This window comes from Methylobacterium sp. Ger2507, assembly GCF_055231875.1.
Map to the genome: position 1 here is coordinate 4,585,679 of NZ_JBUYVC010000001.1, position 19,239 is coordinate 4,604,917.

Here is a 19,239-nt window from a genome sequence, read left to right on the forward strand (position 1 = left end):
TGTGCGCGCGGGATTGCGATTTGGCAATCCCGCCGCCGGTTTCAAGGACGCCGCAGGCAGCTCTGCGCCAGGAGCACGAAGGCGCGGGCGCGGTGCGACAGGGCGTTGCCGGTCTGCCAGTCGACGCCGTGCTTTTCCTCCGAAGAGATCTCACCGAAGGTGCGGTCGTAACCGTCGGGCAGGAACATCGGATCGTAGCCGAAGCCGCTCGCGCCCCGAGGAGCCACGAGTTCACCGAAGACCCGTCCCTCGAAGGTCTCGGTGTGGCCGTCCGGCCAGGCGATCACCAGGGCGGAGACGAAATGCGCCCGCCGGGTGGTGGCGCCGCGCTTGTCGAGTTCCGCGGCGATGCGCGCCATGGCGCCCGAGAAATCCTTCGACGGCCCGGCCCAGCGGGCCGAGAACAGCCCGGGCGCCCCGTCCAGCGCGTTCACGCACAAACCGGAATCATCGGCAAAGGCCGGCAGACCCGAGGCCGTCGCGGCGGCGAGCGCCTTGAGGGCGGCGTTCTCGGCAAACATCGTTCCGGTCTCGTCCGGCTCGGGCAGGCCGAGTTCGCCGGCCGAGACCGCATCGACGCCGAAGGGTGCCAGCAACTCGCGCATCTCGACGAGCTTGCCGGCATTGTGGGTCGCGATGACGACGCGGCCCGTGAGGATGCGAGGGTCGCTCATACGCCAATAGCCTGCTTCTGGAGGACGACGAGGGACTGGACCCCACCCTTGGCGAGGCGCAGCAATTCGAGCAGCTCGTCTTCCGAGAACGGCTTGCCCTCGGCGGTGCCCTGCACCTCCACGAGGCCGCCGGTGCCCGTGATGACGAAGTTGGCGTCGGTCTCGGCCGCGGAATCCTCGTCGTAGTCGAGGTCGAGCACCGGCTTGCCCTTGTAGATGCCGCAGGAAATCGCCGCCACGTGGTCGCGGAGGGGATCGACCGAGATGATCGAGCGGCTGCGCATCCAGGTGAAGCACTCGTGCAGGGCGACCCAGGCGCCGGTGATCGCAGCGGTGCGGGTGCCGCCATCGGCCTGGATCACGTCGCAATCGACCGTGATCTGGCGTTCGCCCATCGCCGGCAGGTTGGTGACGGCGCGCAGCGAGCGGCCGATCAGACGCTGGATCTCCTGGGTGCGGCCCGAGGGCTTGCCGGAATTCACCTCGCGCCGGGTCCGCTCGTGGGTGGCGCGCGGCAGCATCGCATACTCGGCCGTCACCCAGCCCTTGCCGGAGCCGCGCAGCCAGCCCGGGCCACGCTCTTCGAGCGAGGCCGTGCACAGGACCTTGGTGTCGCCGAAGCTGACGAGGCAGGAGCCCTCGGCATGGCGGGAGATGGCACGCTCCAGGGTCACGGTGCGCAGTTCGTCGGTCGCGCGCTTCGAGGGGCGCATGCCGCTCTCCTTCCAGAATCAGGGTTGGGAGCGGGCTTTACGGGCCCGGGTCCGGGCCTGCAAGCGAGGCTGTCACGCGAGGCCTGCCGTTGAACGGGGGATGGCCCATACGAAGAGGGCCGCCCCGAAGGGCGGCCCGTGGCCGAGAAGGGCCGCTCCGAAGGGCGGCCCATGGCACGAATGCGCTCAGTAGCGGTAGCGGCGATGACCGAAGTGATGGCCGCGGCGGTGACCGTAATGATGGCCGAAATGGCGGCGATGGTGATGGCCGAAGTGGCGGCCGTGATGGTGGTGGTGCCGGAAGCCGCGGCGATGATGGCGCCAATGGCCGCCATACTGCACCTGGGTGAGGCCGACGGCGGGAGCGGCGACCTCAGTGGACACCATGGCGGGGGCGGCCTGGGCACCCTGCGGTGCGCCGAACAGCATGGCGCCGACCATCGCGAGAACGATGGCGAACGACTTGATCAGGCCGGATCGAGCTGAGTGTCTCATGGGTCTCTGCCTCCTGGTGGCTTCGGCTTGAGCGATTCGCCGGCGGGTGTTCACCGACGACGCACCCATGCAGATCACGATGGGTGAGCGAGCCGGAGAACGATGGGCCCGGCAAATCGCGGGATACGGGAACGCACGACCCGGCCGGATCGTCGCAAATGGCCAAGCTGTTTCTTTGGGCAGCGGCGCGGTCCTGCTTCCTATGAGGCAGACGGCGTGGGAAAGGGCGGGCGCATCGTTTCGGTGCCGCGGTGCGTTTGGAAGCGGTGCGTTGTCAGCGCCGCGCGTTCGTGAAGGCGCGGCGCCGCCTTTCCGGCCCGAGGCCGCCCTGGCGACGGCGCGGTGGATTGTATTAACCCGTGGAGGACGTCACACTCCCCATCTCAGGAATGGATCGTGACCGAGCCCGCCCGCCCCTTTTCGACTGTGCAGCAGATGCAGGTTCTCAGCGCGCTGAACGAGCGCTCGCGCGAGATCTTCCGTCAGATCGTCGAAAGCTATCTCACCACCGGTGAACCCGTCGGCTCGCGCAACCTCGCGCGCATCCTGCCGATGTCCCTCTCGCCCGCCTCGATCCGCAACGTCATGGCGGATCTCGAGCATTCCGGCCTGATCTTCGCGCCCCACGCTTCGGCGGGGCGGCTGCCGACCGAGCAGGGCCTGCGCTTCTTCGTCGACGCCATGCTGGAGGTCGGCGATGTCGGGCGCGAGGAACAGGAGCGGATCGAGACCCAGATGCGCGCGGCCGCGTCCGGCCACACCTTCGATTCGGCGCTGGCCGAAGCCTCGATGCTGCTCTCCGGCGTCTCCCGCGGGGCCGGAGTGGTGCTGACCACCAAGACCAACGTGCATCTGAAGCACATCGAGTTCGTGCGTCTCGACCCGACCCGCGCTCTCGTGGTCCTGGTCTCCGACGACGGCTCGGTGGAGAACCGCCTGCTCGACCTGCCGCCCGGCCTGCCCGCCAGCGCCCTGCAGGAGGCCTCGAATTACCTGAACGCCCGCCTGCAGGGACGGACGCTCGGGTCGCTGCGGGCCGAGATCGAATCCGGCCGCCAGGTGATGAAGCGCGAACTCGACGCCATCACCGAGCGGCTGGTCGATGCCGGTCTCGCCGTCAGCGTCGGCCCTTCGGATGCCCGCCAGCTGATCGTGCGCGGACAGTCGAACCTCCTCGACGACCTGCGCGCCGCAGAGGATCTCGAGCGTATCCGTCTGCTTTTCGACGACCTCGAGACCCAGAAGGATGTGATCGAATTGCTGTCGCGCGCCGAGGGCGGCGAGGGCGTGCGCATCTTCATCGGCTCGGAGAACAAGCTGTTCTCCCTATCCGGATCGTCGATGATCGCGGCGCCGTTCCGCGACGGCTCGCAGAAGATCGTCGGCGTCGTCGGGGTCATCGGTCCGACGCGGCTGAACTACGCCCGCATCGTGCCGATGGTCGATTACACCGCCCGGGTGGTCTCCGGGCTGCTGGATCGCAAGCGCTGAGCGATACCCGTGAGAGGCGGAGGCGAAGCTCCGCCTCCGCATTGCGTGCGACCGACAATCAGCCGCGGATCACGTCGACGATCTCGTAGGTGTCGGGATCGACGATGACGATGTCGTCGCCGACCAGCACGTAGCGGTAATCCTCGTATTCGGGCGCGATCCGGACGATGTCCGGCGGTAGGTCGTAGAGGGTGTAGCTGCGGGCGATGGCCGTGCCGACGCTGAGAGCGAACACGCCGGCGGCCAGACGCGGAACTCCACGGCGGATCACGCTCTGACGGAACTCCGTGCGCTGCGGGGCCGCGAGACGGCCATAGGCTCCGCGCACCGCTCCCCGATCACCCCGATCACCCCTGTCGTCGCGATCCGTCCGACCGTCCCGTCCGCCGCGGTCGTCCCGGTCGGCCCGGCCATCACGATCGGCTTTTCCATCGCGGTTGGCCCGGCCATCACGCTCCGCCTTGCCGTCACGATCCGCCCGGCCGTCACGCTCCGCCTTGCCGTCACGATCCGCCCGGCCATCGCGATCACCCTTCACGTCCCGGTCTGCCCGGCCGTCACGGTCGGCGGTGCCGTCCCGCGTTGCAGCGCCACCCGTCTCGCGGCCGCCCCGTTCGCCGGTTGCCTGTCCCGGGCGCTCGCCGCCGCGCGGACCCGCACCGCCCTCGGCCCCGCGCGCCCCGGCTCCGCCGGCCTCGCCGCGCGATCCGGTGCCAGCCCCGGTTTCAGCGCCACCGGCCCCGCCGCGCATCCCGCCGCCTCCCATGCCCGCGCCTCCGGCGCCACCACCCGCGCCCATGCCGGCGCCACCACCTGCACCGCCGGCGGCACCACCGCCCGCGCCACCACCCGGGCCGGCCTGCGCGAACGCCGTCGTTGCGCCGAGAAGAAGGGCCGTTGCCGCTACCGTGCTCCGGAAGAGCTTGCTCATGGGGTCGTTTCCAGTCTCGTTGTGGGAAGCACCGTCCCGTGCCGTCGCCCTCCGCAACGAAGTTCTACGAAAGACCGTTCCGCCTTTTCTTGATCTGATCTTACGACGTTTGCCGCGCGGGCAATTTGTACGAGCTGCGTAAGCTTAGCGATCGGTCTTCCACAGCCAAGTTTACCGTTGATCTTGTCGGTGTACGCCAACCCGCTGAGCGGGCTTGTGAAACCAGCCTCACAGAGTAACGTCCGCGCCAAAGACGCCGCCGACCGGCGACGCCGAGAGCACAGGGACGAGACGGATGACAGGTGGGCCGGGGACACTCACGCACAGGGCGGACGAAGCGGCGGATAGCCGCCGCAGAATCAAGGCGATCGTCGCCTCCTCGTCGGGCAACCTCGTCGAGTGGTTCGATTTCTATTGTTACGCCTTCTTCGCCCTCTACTTCGCGCCCGTCTTCTTCCCCGAGGGGGATGACACCAGCCAGCTTCTGAAATCGGCCGCCGTCTTCGCCGTCGGCTTCTTCATGCGGCCAATCGGCGGCTGGCTCTTCGGCCGCATCGCCGACCGCCTCGGCCGCAAGAAATCGATGCTGATCTCGGTGCTGATGATGTGCGCTGGCTCGCTGATGATCGCGGTCCTGCCGACCTACGCGACGGCCGGCCATCTCGCCCCCGCCCTGCTGCTGCTCGCCCGGATGATCCAGGGCCTGTCAGTCGGCGGCGAGTACGGCACCAGCGCCACCTACATGAGCGAGATCGCCGTGAAGGGCCGGCGCGGATTCTTCGCCTCGTTCCAGTACGTCACCCTGATCGGCGGCCAGCTGCTGGCCTCGCTGGTGCTGATCATCCTCCAGAGCTTCCTCACCGCGCAGGAACTCACCGCCTGGGGCTGGCGCATCCCGTTCGTCATCGGTGCCGTCGCGGCCGTGGTCGCTCTCTACCTGCGTTCGTCGCTGCAGGAGACCGCCACCAAGGAGGACATGGCCAAGAAGGATTCCGGCACCTTCGCCGCCCTGTTCGAGCACTGGCGCGCCTTCTGCGTGGTGCTGGCCTATACGGCCGGCGGCTCGCTGAGCTTCTACACGTTCACCACCTACATGCCGAAGTATCTCTTCAACACCGCCCATATCGATAAGGTCACTGCCTCGCAGATCTCCACCGCAGCCCTGTTCGTCTACATGATCATCCAGCCCTTCTTCGGCTGGCTCTCGGACCGGATCGGCCGCAAGGCCAACATGCTGCTCTATAGCGGCCTCGGCACCCTGATGGTGGTGCCGCTGATGACCGCCATCGGTTCGACGCAGAACGCGGTGCTGTCGTTCGCGCTGATCATGGTCGGCCTGATTGTGATCAGCTTCTACACGGGCATCAGCGGCATCGTGAAAGCCGAGCTGTTCCCCACCCAGGTGCGGGCGCTGGGCGTCGGCCTGTCCTACGCCATCGCCAACTCGCTGTTCGGCGGGACCGCGGAGGCGGTAGCCCTGTACCTGAAGCAGATCGGCTCCGAGAGCAGCTTCTTCTGGTACGTGACCGTGATGCTCGGCATCGCCTTCATCGCCTCGCTGATCATGCCGAACCCGAAGCGCCACGGATATCTCGACGGCGACGGGACGGTGGAGGAGGCGCTGACGCGCAAGACCCGGCTCTCGGCCGCCTGACGGCGCCACGGCCCGGCAACCGAAATCGCACGCGGTGCTCCTGCACCGCGTGCTTTTTTTATGCCTGCGGGTTTCAGATCAAACTGGTTTTGATCGGCTCCTTTATCAGCATGTTTGTCAACGGTGATTTGATGACGGAATGCTGACGATTAATTAACGTGACACGGTGCGAGGGAGATATCAATATCACCACAGAAGAGAGGTTTGGCGCGACCCTAATCCTCCAACACACACTCGGTCGCCGCTCCCTTCTGGAGGTATTGTCATGAAACGCATCAGAACCGTTGCCGCCGCACTTGTTGCGACATCGCTCCTCGGCGGCGTGGCCTTCGCCAACGACAAGCCGGCCGCGCAGGCCGCTCCCCCGATCTCGGCGGCCCAGCAGACGGCGGATCGCGACGTCGGAAAGCTGTCCAAGGACGGCGCCCAGGCCTTCCGCGACCTGCACCTCGCCCGGATCGCCATCTTCAACGCCGATCCGACCCAGGCCAAGGACCTGATCGGCAAGGCTCAGGCGGCGCTCACCAAGGTGAAGACGGACGAGTCGGTCTTCACCAAGGCGGAAGCCGATCTGCACGCGACGCCCAAGAAGTCCGCACCCGCCACCGAGGCGAGCAAATCTTCCGATGCTGCCAAGCCATCGACCAAGCAGACCGCTTGGGTACCGGTCGACGGGCAGCTAACCCTGGGCGAGGACTTCGTCGCGTCGCCGGCCAAGGCCGCCGCGGTGGCGACCGCCAACAAGAGCCTGGAGAAGGGTGATCGCAAGGCCGCCATCGACCAGCTCAAGCTCGCGGGCGTCGATGTGAACTTCGTCCTGGCGGTGGTGCCGCTCGATCAGACCACCACCGATGTCGACCAGGCGGCGACCCTGATCAACCAGGGCAAGTACTATGAAGCCAACGCCGTCCTGAAGAAGGCGGAGGACGGGCTGCGCTTCGACATCGTCGATATGGTGAGCATGCCGCAGAAGGGCGCGGCTGCCGCTGCGCCGGCACCGGCTGCAACCGCGACGGCTCCCGCCGCCACCGGCACGACGGTCAAGAAGTAAGGGTCCGATCCCGGACGACCGTGAGCCGCTTCCCCTCCCGAGGGGGTGCGGCTCGCATCCGTGCCGGAGGTGGCCCCTGCGCCGGGCGGATCTTCCCGTTCGGCGTCTCGCGCCCTGCTTCCGGCCCGGTTCGTCCGTGATCCGTCGATGAAGGTACCCACCGTGATCAGTATCGGGATCAGCCTCGGCCTTCTGTGCTCGGCCGCCGTCACGGGGTTCGGCCTCGTCCTGGCCTCCGGCCTGTTCGGCCACCCCGTCGACGGCCAATTGCCGAGCGACTGGGGCTGGAGCCTCGTCATGATGGGATCGGCGAGTCTGCTCGCCTTCGGGATCTTCGGATGGCGCCGCAACCATCCCGATTCGTGACCACGCCCGGCCCGCCACCCACCGGCATGTTCTGGTCCTGCCTATTCCGCGCCCGGCCTGCGCGTCAGGTCGCCTCGCCCAGCACCGCCCGGCGCTGGCGGTCCAGTTCCTCGCTGTAGCGCTTCAGCGTGTGGCTCTCGGTCAGCAGGCCGATGACCTTGCGGGTCTTCAGGTCCTCCACCACCGCCAGGGCTTCGCTCTCGGTCCGGTCGAACGCCGCCGTCGCCGCCTTGGCATTCATCTCGGCGGTCAGAACATCGTCGCGATGGCGCAGGAGGCTGGCGAGATCGGGCGAAGCCCCCTCCGTCTCCAAGAGGGCCGCATGGGCTTCGGGCACGAGCACGATCCCGGCGTAGCGGCCGTCCCCGTCCACCATCACCACCCGTGAGGGCGATCCAAGCGGGTGCTTGCGCAGGAAGCTGGCGAGGCTCTGGTCGATGGAGGCTGTCGAGACCTCGCGGCGCATCAGCCGGCCCACCGTCAGCGTCCGGATCCAGCCGACGTCATGCGCGCTGCGGATGCTCTCGCCCCGGAGATGGAAGCGCCAGGTCGCGAAGGAGTAGCCGAAGGTCTTGCGCACGGTCAGGGAGGAGGCGATCACCGCCACCAGCACCAGGCCGGTGATCGGGAAGCTGCCGGTGAGTTCGAGGGCGAGGAACGTCATGGTCAGCGGCCCGCCGATCACCGCCACCGACAGGGAGCTCATGCCGATCACCGCGTAGGCGAGCGGGGTCAGGCCGAAATTCACCGTTCCGGGCAGGATCAGCGGCATCCCGACCGCGAAGATCTCGCCCGCCACGGCGCCGAGGAAGAGCGAGGCGAAGAACAGGCCGCCGCGGAAGCCGGAGCCGATGGAGATCGCCGAGGCGGTCGCCTTGGCGACGAACAGCACGATGAGGGCGGAGAGGCCGAGGGCGTTGCCATGCGCCTCCAGGTGCAGGTGCAGCGCCCCGTGCCCGCCGGACAGGACCTGGGGCGAGGCCAGGAGCGCCAATCCGCCGACGCAGAGGCCTCCCACCACCGGGGCGCAGAGCGCGGGCAGACGGGTGATGCGGAAGCCGGCCTCGACCAGGGTGACGCCGCGCATGATCAGGATGCCGAGCCCGGCGCAGAGCAGCCCAAGGGTGAGGCTCGGCACCGTGTCGAGGGTCGTCAGCACCGTGGTGGTGATCGCGTCGGCCCGGTCGACCGTGACGAGGGAGGTTTGCGCCACCAGCGCCCGGGCGACGACGCTGCCGCACAGGGCGGCCACCACGACGGGCGTCAAGGTGGCGATGGAATAGGTCCCGATGATGAGTTCGAAGGCATAGAACGCGCCGGTCAGGGGGGCGCCGAAGGCTGCCGCGATGGCGGCGGCCGCCCCGCAGCCCACCAGGGTGCGCTGGTCGGCACGCCGCAATTCGAAGGACAGGCCGAGGCGGGAGGCGACGCCGGCACAGAACTGCGTGTAGGCCGCCTCCATGCCCACCGAGACGCCGCTGCCGTTGGAGATCGTGTTCTGGATCACCACCACGGTGGAATCACTGAGGGACATGCGCCCGCCGTGCAGGGCGTTGGCCTCGATGGGGTCGACCGGCGCGCGCCGGGGGCGCCGGCGCCAGCGCAGCGCGAGGGTGAACAGCGCGAGCAGGACGCCGCCGAAGGCGGGCGCCAGCAGGATCGCCAGGGGCGAGAGATCCGTAGCGGCGCTGAGGCGCATGCCCGGCGGCAGGCCGTACAGCACCTCGCGCATCGCCTGCGTCGCCCGGTTCATCGCCGCCACCGACAGGCCGGAGGCGCATCCGATCAGGCCGGCCAGGACGATGAGGCCGATTTCGCTGCCGCGCACGAGGGCGCGCAGTCGCCCCGGCGCCTGCACGAGCACCTGTCGGGCAGCCGGCGAAGAGGAAGAGCGGTTGCGCAGGGGCATGGGCCGGGCTGGAAGCGGTCGCGGACGGCGACGGAGAGGCATCAAGGCCTCCCCTTACCCTGCGGCCGATGGAGGCGTCGATGGCTGAACCGGGCAGGCATGGCCCTGACAGGCCGGGACAGATCCACACTTTTGCCGACGATCGGCCGAAGGCGGCTTGAAATGCGGCGCGGCTCGGGATAGATCGCCCGCAGTGCCGCTGTAGCTCAGTTGGTTAGAGCGCTTGATTGTGGATCAAGAGGTCCCCCGTTCGAGCCGGGGCAGTGGTACCATTCTGTGAATCGAAGTGTCGGGCGGTCGTGCGTGAGCAGGGCCGCTTTTCGCGTTTGAGTCCCACGTTGGCGCGATGCGCCCGAAACGTGCCGGGGTGTGTGCCAGCGCTCTCGACACTGAGGCAAACTTGCCACGGGATTGCCCCAAACTGGGCCGTGTTGTCGCCACATCTCGCAAGCTAATCTCAATCCAGGTCAGGGAACGAGGTTGGGTCGAGCAGATGCAGGGTCGAAACGTCGGATCGTCGCGGACCGTCCTCGCCAAGAACTCGCAGGCTCATAAAGGATCGCTCGCACCGCGCTTCGGCTCCGTCGCAGCGCCGGACGGCTCCGAAGCGCTGACCCTGTCGGGACGCGTCGGCCACGATCACGGCAGCCGCCCGGCCCTGACCCGCTCGGTGCTCTCGATGCTGCTCCTGGCCGGCGGCCTCGGCGCGGTCCTGTCCTACGGTGTCGGTCCGGAGGCCGGTGTCGTCCAGTCGGCCCAGGCCATGACCGAGATCGCGATGCCGCGCCCCCGCGTCCAGCCGATGCCGGTCATCTTTCAGGCCTCCGCCTCGGCCACCCTGCCCGCCTCCGTGTCGCCCACCCCGGCGGCGATCACCGCGTCCTCGGCCTTCGCGCCGGTCCACGACCTCGACACCGAACTCGGCTCCAACGCGGTCGACCGGGTGTCCTATGACTACCTCCTCACCGAAAGTTCGATCGGCGACCCGAACGAGGTCATCGAGTTCGGCCCGATGAAGATCCGGCGCCACCTCGTGCAGAAGATCGTCCGGGCGGCGCAAGCGGTGCAGACCGATCCGGTGCTGCTGATGGCGGTGGCCGACAAGGAATCCAGCTTCAAGACCGAAGTGCAGGCACAGACCTCCTCGGCCACCGGCCTGTTCCAGTTCATCGAGCGGACCTGGTTGGGCGTGGTGCGCGACTTCGGACCGAAATACGGTCTCGCCACCGATGCGGCCCTCGTGGTCACCGGCGACAACGGCCGGCCTACCGTGTCGGACCCGGCCGAGCGCACGCGCATCCTCGAGATGCGGCGCGACCCCTACCTGTCCGCCCTGCTCGCCGGCGAGATGCTGAAGCGCGACGCCGCCCGCATCGCCCTGCGGATCGGCCGCGAACTCACCCTCGGCGAGGTCTACCTCGCCCACTTCCTCGGGCCGGACGATGCCGAGGACTTCCTTGCCACGGTGGTCGACAAGCCGAAGGCGGCGGCCGCCCAGATGCTGCCGGGCCCGGCGCGCGCCAACAAGACGATCTTCTTCGCCGCCCAGCGCGGGCGTCGCAAGGCGGCCAGCCTGTCGGTGGCCCAGGTGCACGAGAAGTTCGAGACCATGATGAGCACCCGCGGCGCCCGCTATCGCGACGTCCGTTCCATGGCCGGCGTGCTGGCCTATGCCGATGCGGCGGTGGATTGAGGCACCGTACCGGCTCAAACGCAGGCCAGGGATGATTTCCGGCAACTGACTGTCACCTCCGGGCTTTAATGTCGGCGCCTCCGCTCGTGGCGGCGCACCGAGACACCAACGGCGGAGGCCCTGCTTGTCGGACCCGAAAGGCACCAACGCGGATCGCTCGTCGTCCGTGAGCCGGATTCCTCTCGGCGACACGCTGACGCCGAGCCTGTCCCTCGACCGGATCGGTCAGGCTCTGGCCTCGTTCTACGACGACCTGATCGCCGAGGGCATTCCCGACCACCTCGCCTCATTGATTCGCCAGGTTCAGTCCGAACCTGCGGCCGCGTCCGAAGCGGCGCCCCGGGCCAAGCCGCAGCCGCTCAAGCTCGCCCTGGTGGTCGAGGACGATGCCGCCACGCGCGCGCTGGCCGAGGCCCTCCTGAGCGATACCGAACTCGGCGTGCTTGGGTGCGATAGCGCCGAGGCCGCCCTCAACGTCATGCGCGAGCGCGGCGGCGATGTCGCCCTGGTCTTCGCCGATGTCAGCCTTGCCGGGGCGATGGATGGGGTGCAACTGGCCTCCGCCATCGCGCTGCTGTGGCCGTCCGCCCGTGTGGTGGTGACGTCGGGCGGAAAGGCCGAGCGTCCGAGCAGCCTGCCGGACCAGGCGGTCTTCATTCCGAAGCCGTGGCGGCCCTTCGATCTGCTGACCGAGGCCGATCTCGCGACCAGCACCCCGCAACCCATCGTTTCCTGATAAGGCTCCCCGGCGCACGATTTGCATCGCTTCCCGCAGCGTCCGTGCCGACCAGACCACGCCGCGCGGCGTGGTGGAGCCCCTCGCCTTGCCGATCCTGTCCGTCCGCCACCTGACCATCTATCGCTATCGACAGCCGGTGGCCTTCGGTGAGCATCGCATCCTGTTCCGGCCGCGCGACAGTTACGATCAGCGCCTCATCTCGGCGAACCTGAAGATCACGCCCGAACCGAGCGGGCTGCGCTGGCTCCATGACGTCTTCGGGAATTGCGTGGCCGTCGCGTCGTTCACCGGGCGGGCGGCGCAGCTCACCTTCGAGTGCACCATCACCCTCGATCACACGCCCGAGCTGACGCCGATCTTCCCGATCGCGCCGCACGCGGCGTTCTATCCGTTCGGCTACGGCGCCGACGACATCCCCGATCTCAGCCGCTCGATGGAGCGGCAATACGCGGACCCGCGCAACGAGGTCGATAGCTGGGCGCGCAGCTTCGTCCCCCCGGCGGGACGGATCGGAACCCAGGACCTCCTGGCCGAGATGACGCGCAGCGTCCGACGCAACTTCGCGTATCTGGCGCGCTCCGAGAAGGGCGTGCAGGACCCGGTCACCACGCTGCGGCTCAAGCGCGGCAGCTGCCGCGACTTCGCGGTGTTGATGATCGAGGCCGTGCGCGCCCTCGGCATGGCGGCCCGCTTCGTCTCGGGGTACCTCTACAACCCACGCGGGGATCGCGACCGGCATGTGGGTGGTGGCTCGACTCATGCTTGGGTGCAGGTCTACCTGCCTGGTGCGGGGTGGATCGAGTTCGATCCGACGAACGGCATCGTCGGAAATCGCGACCTGATCCGCGTCGCCGTCGCACGCGATCCGCGTCAGGCCGTGCCGCTGCACGGGTCGTTCTTCGGGTTTCCGGCGGATGATCTGGGCATGACGGTGAGCGTCCACGTCGATGAAGTCGTGCCGAGTGCCGTGGAGCCTTGGGCGACCGATCCGCAGGTGGCGCGTTGAAGGACCGGGTGCGCCCCAGGCTGCCCGGTTTGGAACCATAGAGCGTATAGTTCACGACAGGATCGGGTGGTTGTCATGAAGATCAGGACTGGGTTCGACATCGCCTTCGAATCGGTTCAGCCGACGCCCATGATCCTCGCGTTGAGCGTGCATCCCTCACGGATGCCAGATGTGCTCACCCCGCATGTGATCAACTTCGATCCGCCGATCCCCTGGCAGGAATACCGAGACGACTTCGACAACATCTGCACCCGCATCGTCACGCCCCCCGGACGCCTCACGATCTCGGCCGATTTCGTGGTCCAGGATTCCGGCCTGCCCGACGTCTATGCCCCGCATGCGCAGCAGATCGAGGTCCAGAATCTCCCCCACGAGGTGCTCGTCTACCTCCTGGGCAGCCGCTACTGCGACACCGACAAGCTGTCCGAAACCGCGTGGTCGCTGTTCGGCGGAACGCCCATGGGCTGGGGTCGCGTCCAGGCGATCTGCGATTACGTCCATGACCGCATCCGATTCGACTACATGTGCGCCGACGCCACCCGAACCGCCTGGGACGGTTTCATGCAACGCCAGGGCGTCTGCCGCGATTTTGCGCATTTGGCCGTCGCGTTCTGCCGGTGCATGAACATTCCGGCGCGCTACTGCACCGGCTATCTCGGCGACATCGGCATTCCGCCCGTGCCCGACCCGATGGATTTCTCGGCCTGGTTCGAGGCTTATCTCGACGGCAACTGGTATACCTTCGACGCTCGACACAACACGCCGCGCATCGGCCGGATCGTGATGGCGCGCGGCCGCGATGCCACCGACGTGGCGATCACCACCAACTTCGGCTACGCGCACCTCGCCCGCTTCGACGTTCACACCGACGAGGTGTTCTGACCGTTCGGCCGCGCCGGTTGACCGGCGCGGCGAGCCGTCCGCTACTTGTCGAGATCCTGCGCCATCTTCAGGTGGTGCTCGAGCGCGGGCTGGGTCTTGCTCGCCCAGGCCTTCAATTCGGCGTTGTCGCCCCCTTGGGCGTAACGCTGGAACAGGTCGACGGCATTCTTGTGCGCCGTCACCTGATCGGCGTGGTACTGCTTGGTGAAGGCGTCGCCCTGAAGCGCCTTGAGGCTGTCGAGCCGGGCCTGATGGGTGCTGTCCAGGGCGGTCGGTGCCGTCGCCTGGACCTTGCCCCCCTGGATCATCGCCTTCATCTCGGATGTCGTCTTCTCGTGGTCGGTGATCATCTGACGGGCATAGGCTTTGGTCGGCTCATCGCTGCGCTCGGCGGCCAGCCGGCTGCTCTCGATCTCGAACAGATCGCTGATCCCGGCCTGGGTCACGAAATCCGCCGTGGAAGGGCTCACGCCGATCAGCGCGTTGATGCCCGTCTTCTCGCCCACCGATTGGGCCAGGGCCGGTCCGGCCAGGAGCACAGCCACGGCGGCGGCGCCGACGATCTGTTTCATCACGATCTCCTTCCGATGCTGGATCTGACGCGTTCCCGCCGTCACGAATCCGAGAACACGCATCCTCTCCGCGTGAACCTCGGCGCTGCGGCCCTGTTCCGAAGGGCCGGGGCAGGTGTCGATGGCCGACGGCTTCGACTTCACCACGAATGCAGGTTGTCGGGACGAAAAGCGTGTCGCCGCGCGTTGCACTCAGGCAAGCAGGAGAGACCGAGATGGATGCACGCCTCATCGCGATGAACAACGAGGCCAACCGGATCGCCTCCGAGCGGCTGCTGGAGCAGCTTCGGGACGAGGGATTGCGCTACCGGCTCTGGGTCACGGGCACGCCGAAGGGCGACACGGTGCATCTTCGGGTGACCCGTCCGTGTCCGGACATGCACCAGCGCATCGACAAGGTCCTGCGCGGGCGCGGACTGATCCTGGAGATTACCGAGACCTGACCCGAGCGGATCACACCGCGGAGGCCGGAGGCGCGGCAGCGCCGCGTGCGTAGCCGCCGGGGTCCGACCAGGGGGCGTTCGACAGTGCCTTGGCCAGAAAGCCGATCAGCGCGGTCACCCGCGCAGGGCGCGGATCGCCCGGCGGAGTCACGAGGTGCAGATCGATCCGCGGCGGCGACCAGTCGGGCAGGACCCGCTCCAGGCGACCGTCGCGCAGGTCCTCCCAGATCATGAAATCCGGCTGGACCGCGAGGCCGAGCCCGGCCCGAAGGGCGGGCGCCAGGGCATCGGCGTTGTTGGCCCGCAAGGGACCGTTCGGCACCACCGCCGCCTCCCGACCGTCCGAAGCGACGAAGCGCCAGCGATCCGGCGTCGGCAGGTAGGCGTAGCCCAGGCACGCATGATCCGACAGGTCGTGCGGATGCGCCGGCCAGCCGAAGCGCGCGAGATAGGCGGGGGTTGCCACCAACGCGCGGTGGACGGTGCATAGGCGCCGGGCCCGCAGCGACGAATCGGTCAGGGACGCGATGCGCAGGCCGAGATCGAAGCCGCCGCCGACGAGGTCGACGAGGTCATCGCTCAAGTGCAGATCGATGCTGAGGCCGGGGTGGCGACTCAGGAAGTCCGGCAGGCGCGGAGCCACGTGCAGCACGCCGAACGACATCGGCGCGGCGAGGCGCACCCGGCCGCGCATCTGCGCGGCGGCGTCCTGCGCCAGCGCTTCGGCCGCCTCGCCCTCCGCCAGGATGCGGGCCGCCGCATCCCGCGCCGAGGCCCCGGCCTCCGTCAGGGCGAGCTTGCGCGAGGTGCGATGAAACAGGCGTGCCCCGATCCGGGCTTCCAGGCGGGTGACGGCCTTCGAAACCGTGCCTTTGGCGATCCCGAGATCCGCGGCGGCACGCCCGAACGACCCGGTCTCCACCACCTTGGCGAAGACGGCCCAGGCTTCGAAGTCAGGAAGCTTCATGGCGGTGTATTCCGAAACGATGCGTTTCCATCGTTTCCATTTCCGAACCGAAGGGCAAGGCGCATCTTCCGGTCATCGCAGCACGGCCGGGCTTCCGGTGCGGCGCTGCCCGCGAGGAGTTCGTCCCATGTCCCACACCGGCATCCATCACGTCACCGCGTTCTCTGGCGCCCCCGACCGAAACGCCGACTTCTACACCCGCGTGCTCGGCCTTCGCTTGGTGAAGAAGACCGTCAACTTCGACGATCCGGGCACCTACCATCTCTATTACGGCGATGAGACCGGCCGCCCCGGCACCATCCTGACCTTCTTCCCCATTGCCCACGCGGCACCCGGGCGGGTCGGCGTCGGCGAGACGCAGGAGACCGCGTTCCGAGTCCCGCGCGCCGCCATCGGCTGGTGGGCCCATCGCTTCATCGAGAAGGGCGTCACGCACGACACCGTGGCACAGGCCTTCGGCGATCCGATTCTGCGCTTTCGCGACCCGGACGGCATGATCCTGGCCCTGGTGGGAACCGACGCCCAGGAGGCCGGCGGGGTCTGGACCGGCGGCGAGGTTCCGGCTGAGCACGCCATCCGGGGCTTCCACGGGGTCACGCTCCTGCTCCGGGAGGCCGAGGCGACGGCGGCGATCCTGACCGGCGTGCTCGGTTTCGGCGAAGCCGGCCGCGACGGTCTGTCGATCCGCTATGGCAGCGGAGCCGAGACCGGCGGCTTCGTCACCCTGCGGGTGGTGGGCGAATTCCTGCGCGGTCGCCAGGGCGCCGGCTCGGTCCACCACATCGCTTTCCGGGCCGCGGACGACGCGGAGCAGGCACGGATGGTGGAGACGCTGACCCGCTCGTACGGTCTCGGCGTCACCGAGCAGAAGGACCGTCAGTATTTCCGCTCGGTCTACTTCCGCGTGCCGGGCGGAGTGCTGTTCGAAATCGCCACCGACGGTCCCGGCTTTGCCATCGACGAGCCGGTGGCGTCGCTGGGCCAAGCCCTCAAGCTCCCGGGCTTCCTTGAGCCGCACCGGGCGCAGATCGAGGGCCGCCTGGCCGAGATGGCCTGATTCTATCCACCCGCCGGTTCCGTCACCGGGCGACGAAAACCCGGCGCCCGCTCCCACAGTCGGGGCGGGCGCCGATTCTCAATCGCTTCAGCGAGGTTGTCATGACCAACTCATCCCTCACGCAGCCCGCCCTCGGCCTCGTCCATCGCTTCGCGCCAGCGCCCGGCGCCGGCGCACCGCCCCTGCTCCTGCTCCACGGGACGGGTGGCGACGAGAACGACCTCCTGCCCCTTGGCAGGACGCTGGCGCCCGGAGCCGCCCTGCTCTCCCCGCGCGGCGCCGTCCTGGAGAACGGCATGCCGCGCTTCTTCCGGCGCTTGGCGGAGGGCGTGTTCGACGAAGCCGATCTCCGGCATCGGGCGGCGGATCTCGCTGCGTTCATCGCGGCGGCGCGCGCGGCCTACGGGCTCGCCGCTCCGGTGGCGGTCGGTTTCTCGAACGGCGCCAACATCGCCGCCGCCTTATTACTCCTGAATCCCGACGTGTTAGCGGGAGCCGTCCTGCTGCGCCCGATGGTGCCGCTCACCCGGACCGATCCGGTCGATCTCGCGGGCAAACCGGTGCTCCTGCTCTCCGGCGCCGCCGACCCGATCGTTCCGGCGGCCAATGCCGGCGCGCTCGCCGAGCGGCTTCGCGCAGGCCGAGCCGCGGTCACGCACGAGATCCTGCCGAGCGGGCATGGCCTGACCCAGGCGGACGTGGAGCGCGCGAGGGCCTGGATCGCGGGGCTCGGCACCTGAGACATCCGAGCGGCCGCCCACCGGCAGGAATCGGATGGAGAGCCGTGGTTCAGGTCGATCTCCGCCGCGCCGAGCGGCGGGCATCGACCAGCGTGTACGCGAGCGCGCCCGCGACCATCAGCGCAAGAACGTACCACGTCAGCGCGTAGACGAGGTGATTGTCCGGGAAGGCCACGATGGTCAGCCCGCCGACAGGCCAGCCACCTGGGTTCGGCGTCGCATCGGCATCGACGAAATAGGGGGCCGCCTCATTGAGGCCCCGCGCCCGCGCGATCGCCGCGACATCGCGCGAATACCAGCGCCCGGCGCCGGCATCATTGCTGCGGAGGAAGCCCCCTCCGGGTTCGCTGAAGCGCAGGAGGCCGATGACCGAGACCGGCGCATCGGTCTGCCCCTCGGCTCGCGTGGCCGGATCGCGCCTGTCCGGCGGGATGAAGCCGCGATTGATCAGAAGCGTGGTGCCGTCGGGGCGCAGCAGCGGCGTCATCACCCAGAAGCCGCCACCGAGTTCGGTCACGGCCTGAACCAGGGTTTCCCGGTCGTTCTGAAACCGTCCCGTGGCCTGAACCCGCCGGTACGCGTCCGTCTCGGCCGTCAGACTGTTCCAGATCGCCGGACCCGGCGCCGCGACGGGCTCTGCGTGCACCCGGGCTTCGACCCGGGCGATCAGCGCGTGCTTCCAGGCGCGACGCTGAATCTGCCAGGTCCCGAGCGCCGCCAGGAGGCCGATCAAGACCAGTCCGACGACGCAGAGGGTGGCGAGCGCGACGCCGGAGCGCCGCGTCGCCGGTTTGCCGACGCGCATCAGCGCGTGTGCATGTGCATCGGCATCATGTTGGTGTTGAGGTGGTACATGACCCACAGGGAGCCCGCGAGGGTGATGATCACCAGCGTCAGGGTGAAGATCAGCGCCAGGATGGTCCAGCCGCCTTCGGACTTCGTGTTCATGTGGAGGAAGTAGATCATGTGGACCACGATCTGCGCCACCGCGAAGCCCATGATGACGATGCCGGTGATCTGGTTGTTGCCGATCACGTTGCTCATCACGAGGATGAACGGGATTGCCGTCAGGATGACCGACAGCACGAAGCCGGTCATGTAATCCTTGAACGAACCGTGGCTGCCGGCATCGGCATGGCCATGTGCATGCCCGTGGTCGTCGTGTCCTGCCTTCGTCGCGGCGCTCATTGCAGGACTCCCATCAGGTACACGAAGGTGAACACGCCGATCCAGATCACGTCGAGGAAGTGCCAGAACATGCTGAGGCAGAGCAGCCGACGCTTGTTCTCGGGTACCAGCCCGCGCTTGTGGACCTGCGCCATCAGCGTCACCAGCCAGACGATACCGAGGCTGACGTGCAGGCCGTGGGTGCCGACCAGGGTGAAGAAGGCCGACAGGAAGGCGCTGCGCTGGGGCGTGGCGCCCTCGTGGATCAGGTGGTGGAACTCGTAGAGTTCGAGGCCCACGAAGGCGAGGCCGAACAGGCCGGTGACGGCCAGCCAGATCTGCACCCGGCTGAGGTCGCCCTTCTCCATCTCCAGCATGGCGAAGCCGTAGGTGATGGACGAGAACAGCAGCATCGACGTGTTCAGCGCCACCAGCGGCAGGTCGAACAGATCCTTCGGCGACGGGCCGGCCGCGTAGTTGCGCCCCACCACCGCGTAGGTGGCGAACAGGGCCGCGAAGATGAGGCAGTCGCTCATCAGGTAGAGCCAGAAGCCGAGCATCGTGCTCCCTTCCGGGTGATGCTCGCCCTTGGCGTCGTAGAAGTCCGTCGGGTCGACCGCCTTGATCGCGACCGACGGGCTTCGTCCCGACTCGAAGTTCATGGCAGCGGAAGCTTGGGTTGCCATGGT

At 68.1% G+C, this 19,239-nt stretch carries 21 protein-coding genes and 1 tRNA gene; 12 read left to right on the plus strand and 10 right to left on the minus strand.

Annotation, left to right across the window (positions count from 1 at the left end):
- Positions 1–41 precede the first annotated feature (41 nt).
- The 3 genes from rdgB to ACV7NL_RS21275 all read right to left on the minus strand — a co-directional run bounded on the left by rdgB (position 42) and on the right by ACV7NL_RS21275 (position 1,882).
- A complete protein-coding gene (gene rdgB, locus ACV7NL_RS21265) occupies positions 42–674 on the minus strand; it encodes an RdgB/HAM1 family non-canonical purine NTP pyrophosphatase (RefSeq protein ID WP_463356800.1) in 633 nt (210 codons plus the stop codon).
- Positions 671–1,387 carry a ribonuclease PH gene (gene rph / locus ACV7NL_RS21270; RefSeq protein ID WP_463356801.1) on the minus strand — a complete coding sequence of 239 codons (717 nt, stop codon included), beginning with the start codon at positions 1,385–1,387 and terminating at the stop codon, positions 671–673. Before rph ends, rdgB begins: the two co-directional genes overlap by 4 nt.
- Positions 1,388–1,573: 186 nt before the next feature.
- Entirely contained in the window at positions 1,574–1,882 is a 309-nt protein-coding gene (locus ACV7NL_RS21275; RefSeq protein WP_463356802.1) for a hypothetical protein, read from the minus strand.
- A 435-nt stretch (positions 1,883–2,317) separates the two neighbouring features.
- Here ACV7NL_RS21275 and hrcA point away from each other — a divergent pair, with 435 nt between their 5' ends.
- A complete protein-coding gene (gene hrcA, locus ACV7NL_RS21280; protein ID WP_200935846.1) occupies positions 2,318–3,373 on the plus strand; it encodes a heat-inducible transcriptional repressor HrcA in 1,056 nt (351 codons plus the stop codon).
- Positions 3,374–3,431: 58 nt separating this feature from the next.
- Here hrcA and ACV7NL_RS21285 read toward each other — a convergent pair whose 3' ends face one another.
- Positions 3,432–4,304, minus strand: a complete 873-nt coding sequence (locus tag ACV7NL_RS21285; protein WP_463356803.1) for a DUF1236 domain-containing protein — start codon at positions 4,302–4,304, stop codon at positions 3,432–3,434.
- A gap of 295 nt (positions 4,305–4,599) precedes the next feature.
- Between ACV7NL_RS21285 and ACV7NL_RS21290 the strand changes: the two genes are divergently transcribed.
- The 3 genes from ACV7NL_RS21290 (at position 4,600) to ACV7NL_RS21300 (ending at position 7,375) form a co-directional block, all read left to right on the plus strand.
- Positions 4,600–5,958: an MFS family transporter gene (locus ACV7NL_RS21290; RefSeq protein ID WP_463356804.1), complete on the plus strand. Its 1,359-nt coding sequence runs from the start codon at positions 4,600–4,602 to the stop codon at positions 5,956–5,958.
- Between the two features lie 265 nt (positions 5,959–6,223).
- Positions 6,224–7,009: a YfdX family protein gene (locus ACV7NL_RS21295; protein ID WP_463356805.1), complete on the plus strand. Its 786-nt coding sequence runs from the start codon at positions 6,224–6,226 to the stop codon at positions 7,007–7,009.
- A gap of 147 nt (positions 7,010–7,156) precedes the next feature.
- Entirely contained in the window at positions 7,157–7,375 is a 219-nt protein-coding gene (locus tag ACV7NL_RS21300; RefSeq protein WP_056481656.1) for a hypothetical protein, read from the plus strand.
- 64 nt (positions 7,376–7,439) lie between these two features.
- On the opposite strand, the gene ACV7NL_RS21305 is transcribed toward ACV7NL_RS21300, so the two are convergent.
- A complete protein-coding gene (locus ACV7NL_RS21305) occupies positions 7,440–9,284 on the minus strand; it encodes a chloride channel protein (RefSeq protein ID WP_463357189.1) in 1,845 nt (614 codons plus the stop codon).
- Between the two features lie 195 nt (positions 9,285–9,479).
- Between ACV7NL_RS21305 and ACV7NL_RS21310 the strand changes: the two genes are divergently transcribed.
- The 5 genes from ACV7NL_RS21310 to ACV7NL_RS21330 all read left to right on the plus strand — a co-directional run bounded on the left by ACV7NL_RS21310 (position 9,480) and on the right by ACV7NL_RS21330 (position 13,604).
- Positions 9,480–9,556 (plus strand) — tRNA-His (locus ACV7NL_RS21310).
- A 221-nt stretch (positions 9,557–9,777) separates the two neighbouring features.
- Positions 9,778–10,977, plus strand: a complete 1,200-nt coding sequence (locus tag ACV7NL_RS21315; RefSeq protein WP_056190301.1) for a transglycosylase SLT domain-containing protein — start codon at positions 9,778–9,780, stop codon at positions 10,975–10,977.
- A 205-nt stretch (positions 10,978–11,182) separates the two neighbouring features.
- A complete protein-coding gene (locus ACV7NL_RS21320) occupies positions 11,183–11,713 on the plus strand; it encodes a response regulator (RefSeq protein WP_056190430.1) in 531 nt (176 codons plus the stop codon).
- An 88-nt stretch (positions 11,714–11,801) separates the two neighbouring features.
- Positions 11,802–12,722: a transglutaminase family protein gene (locus ACV7NL_RS21325; protein ID WP_056190432.1), complete on the plus strand. Its 921-nt coding sequence runs from the start codon at positions 11,802–11,804 to the stop codon at positions 12,720–12,722.
- Positions 12,723–12,797: 75 nt separating this feature from the next.
- The gene (locus ACV7NL_RS21330) at positions 12,798–13,604 is read left to right on the plus strand and encodes a transglutaminase-like domain-containing protein (RefSeq protein ID WP_056190303.1); all 807 of its coding nucleotides are present in this window, start codon (positions 12,798–12,800) and stop codon (positions 13,602–13,604) included.
- Between the two features lie 41 nt (positions 13,605–13,645).
- On the opposite strand, the gene ACV7NL_RS21335 is transcribed toward ACV7NL_RS21330, so the two are convergent.
- Positions 13,646–14,176 carry a DUF4142 domain-containing protein gene (locus ACV7NL_RS21335; RefSeq protein ID WP_056482693.1) on the minus strand — a complete coding sequence of 177 codons (531 nt, stop codon included), beginning with the start codon at positions 14,174–14,176 and terminating at the stop codon, positions 13,646–13,648.
- A 215-nt stretch (positions 14,177–14,391) separates the two neighbouring features.
- On the opposite strand from ACV7NL_RS21335, the gene ACV7NL_RS21340 reads away from it, so the two are divergent.
- Positions 14,392–14,619 (plus strand): hypothetical protein, encoded by a 228-nt coding sequence (locus ACV7NL_RS21340; RefSeq protein ID WP_056190306.1) that lies wholly within the window; start codon positions 14,392–14,394, stop codon positions 14,617–14,619.
- Between the two features lie 10 nt (positions 14,620–14,629).
- On the opposite strand, the gene ACV7NL_RS21345 is transcribed toward ACV7NL_RS21340, so the two are convergent.
- The gene (locus ACV7NL_RS21345; RefSeq protein WP_463356806.1) at positions 14,630–15,586 is read right to left on the minus strand and encodes a LysR family transcriptional regulator; all 957 of its coding nucleotides are present in this window, start codon (positions 15,584–15,586) and stop codon (positions 14,630–14,632) included.
- A gap of 127 nt (positions 15,587–15,713) precedes the next feature.
- Here ACV7NL_RS21345 and ACV7NL_RS21350 point away from each other — a divergent pair, with 127 nt between their 5' ends.
- Both ACV7NL_RS21350 and ACV7NL_RS21355 read left to right on the plus strand, forming a co-directional pair.
- Positions 15,714–16,643 (plus strand): ring-cleaving dioxygenase, encoded by a 930-nt coding sequence (locus ACV7NL_RS21350; protein WP_463356807.1) that lies wholly within the window; start codon positions 15,714–15,716, stop codon positions 16,641–16,643.
- A gap of 101 nt (positions 16,644–16,744) precedes the next feature.
- Positions 16,745–17,383 carry an alpha/beta hydrolase gene (locus ACV7NL_RS21355; RefSeq protein WP_463356808.1) on the plus strand — a complete coding sequence of 213 codons (639 nt, stop codon included), beginning with the start codon at positions 16,745–16,747 and terminating at the stop codon, positions 17,381–17,383.
- Positions 17,384–17,432: 49 nt separating this feature from the next.
- Here the strand turns inward: ACV7NL_RS21355 and ACV7NL_RS21360 are convergent, their stop codons facing one another.
- Genes ACV7NL_RS21360 through cyoC form a run of 3 tightly spaced genes read right to left on the minus strand, consistent with a single transcriptional unit; the run spans position 17,433 to position 19,212 of the window.
- Complete coding sequence (locus ACV7NL_RS21360; protein WP_463356809.1) at positions 17,433–18,188, minus strand: SURF1 family protein; 756 nt, start codon at positions 18,186–18,188, stop codon at positions 17,433–17,435.
- Positions 18,188–18,571 (minus strand): cytochrome o ubiquinol oxidase subunit IV, encoded by a 384-nt coding sequence (gene cyoD / locus ACV7NL_RS21365; protein ID WP_056190317.1) that lies wholly within the window; start codon positions 18,569–18,571, stop codon positions 18,188–18,190. Before cyoD ends, ACV7NL_RS21360 begins: the two co-directional genes overlap by 1 nt.
- Entirely contained in the window at positions 18,568–19,212 is a 645-nt protein-coding gene (gene cyoC / locus ACV7NL_RS21370; RefSeq protein WP_056190319.1) for a cytochrome o ubiquinol oxidase subunit III, read from the minus strand. The genes cyoD and cyoC overlap by 4 nt, the downstream gene beginning before the upstream one ends.
- Between the last annotated feature and the right edge of the window lie 27 nt (positions 19,213–19,239).

Excerpts from the sequence above, each read along its gene's own strand:
- ACV7NL_RS21300 (WP_056481656.1), top strand. The coding sequence starts at position 7,157 with ATGAAGGTACCCACCGTGATCAGTATCGGGATCAGCCTCGGCCTTCTG.
- ACV7NL_RS21350 (WP_463356807.1), top strand. The coding sequence starts at position 15,714 with ATGTCCCACACCGGCATCCATCACGTCACCGCGTTCTCTGGCGCCCCC.
- rph (WP_463356801.1), bottom strand. The coding sequence starts at position 1,387 with ATGCGCCCCTCGAAGCGCGCGACCGACGAACTGCGCACCGTGACCCTG.
- hrcA (WP_200935846.1), top strand. The coding sequence starts at position 2,318 with ATGCAGGTTCTCAGCGCGCTGAACGAGCGCTCGCGCGAGATCTTCCGT.
- ACV7NL_RS21355 (WP_463356808.1), top strand. The coding sequence starts at position 16,745 with ATGACCAACTCATCCCTCACGCAGCCCGCCCTCGGCCTCGTCCATCGC.
- ACV7NL_RS21290 (WP_463356804.1), top strand. The coding sequence starts at position 4,600 with ATGACAGGTGGGCCGGGGACACTCACGCACAGGGCGGACGAAGCGGCG.
- ACV7NL_RS21335 (WP_056482693.1), bottom strand. The coding sequence starts at position 14,176 with ATGAAACAGATCGTCGGCGCCGCCGCCGTGGCTGTGCTCCTGGCCGGA.
- ACV7NL_RS21305 (WP_463357189.1), bottom strand. The coding sequence starts at position 9,284 with ATGCCCCTGCGCAACCGCTCTTCCTCTTCGCCGGCTGCCCGACAGGTG.
- ACV7NL_RS21295 (WP_463356805.1), top strand. The coding sequence starts at position 6,224 with ATGAAACGCATCAGAACCGTTGCCGCCGCACTTGTTGCGACATCGCTC.
- ACV7NL_RS21275 (WP_463356802.1), bottom strand. The coding sequence starts at position 1,882 with ATGAGACACTCAGCTCGATCCGGCCTGATCAAGTCGTTCGCCATCGTT.
- cyoD (WP_056190317.1), bottom strand. The coding sequence starts at position 18,571 with ATGAGCGCCGCGACGAAGGCAGGACACGACGACCACGGGCATGCACAT.
- ACV7NL_RS21345 (WP_463356806.1), bottom strand. The coding sequence starts at position 15,586 with ATGAAGCTTCCTGACTTCGAAGCCTGGGCCGTCTTCGCCAAGGTGGTG.
- ACV7NL_RS21330 (WP_056190303.1), top strand. The coding sequence starts at position 12,798 with ATGAAGATCAGGACTGGGTTCGACATCGCCTTCGAATCGGTTCAGCCG.
- cyoC (WP_056190319.1), bottom strand. The coding sequence starts at position 19,212 with ATGAACTTCGAGTCGGGACGAAGCCCGTCGGTCGCGATCAAGGCGGTC.
- rdgB (WP_463356800.1), bottom strand. The coding sequence starts at position 674 with ATGAGCGACCCTCGCATCCTCACGGGCCGCGTCGTCATCGCGACCCAC.
- ACV7NL_RS21340 (WP_056190306.1), top strand. The coding sequence starts at position 14,392 with ATGGATGCACGCCTCATCGCGATGAACAACGAGGCCAACCGGATCGCC.
- ACV7NL_RS21315 (WP_056190301.1), top strand. The coding sequence starts at position 9,778 with ATGCAGGGTCGAAACGTCGGATCGTCGCGGACCGTCCTCGCCAAGAAC.
- ACV7NL_RS21360 (WP_463356809.1), bottom strand. The coding sequence starts at position 18,188 with ATGCGCGTCGGCAAACCGGCGACGCGGCGCTCCGGCGTCGCGCTCGCC.
- ACV7NL_RS21285 (WP_463356803.1), bottom strand. The coding sequence starts at position 4,304 with ATGAGCAAGCTCTTCCGGAGCACGGTAGCGGCAACGGCCCTTCTTCTC.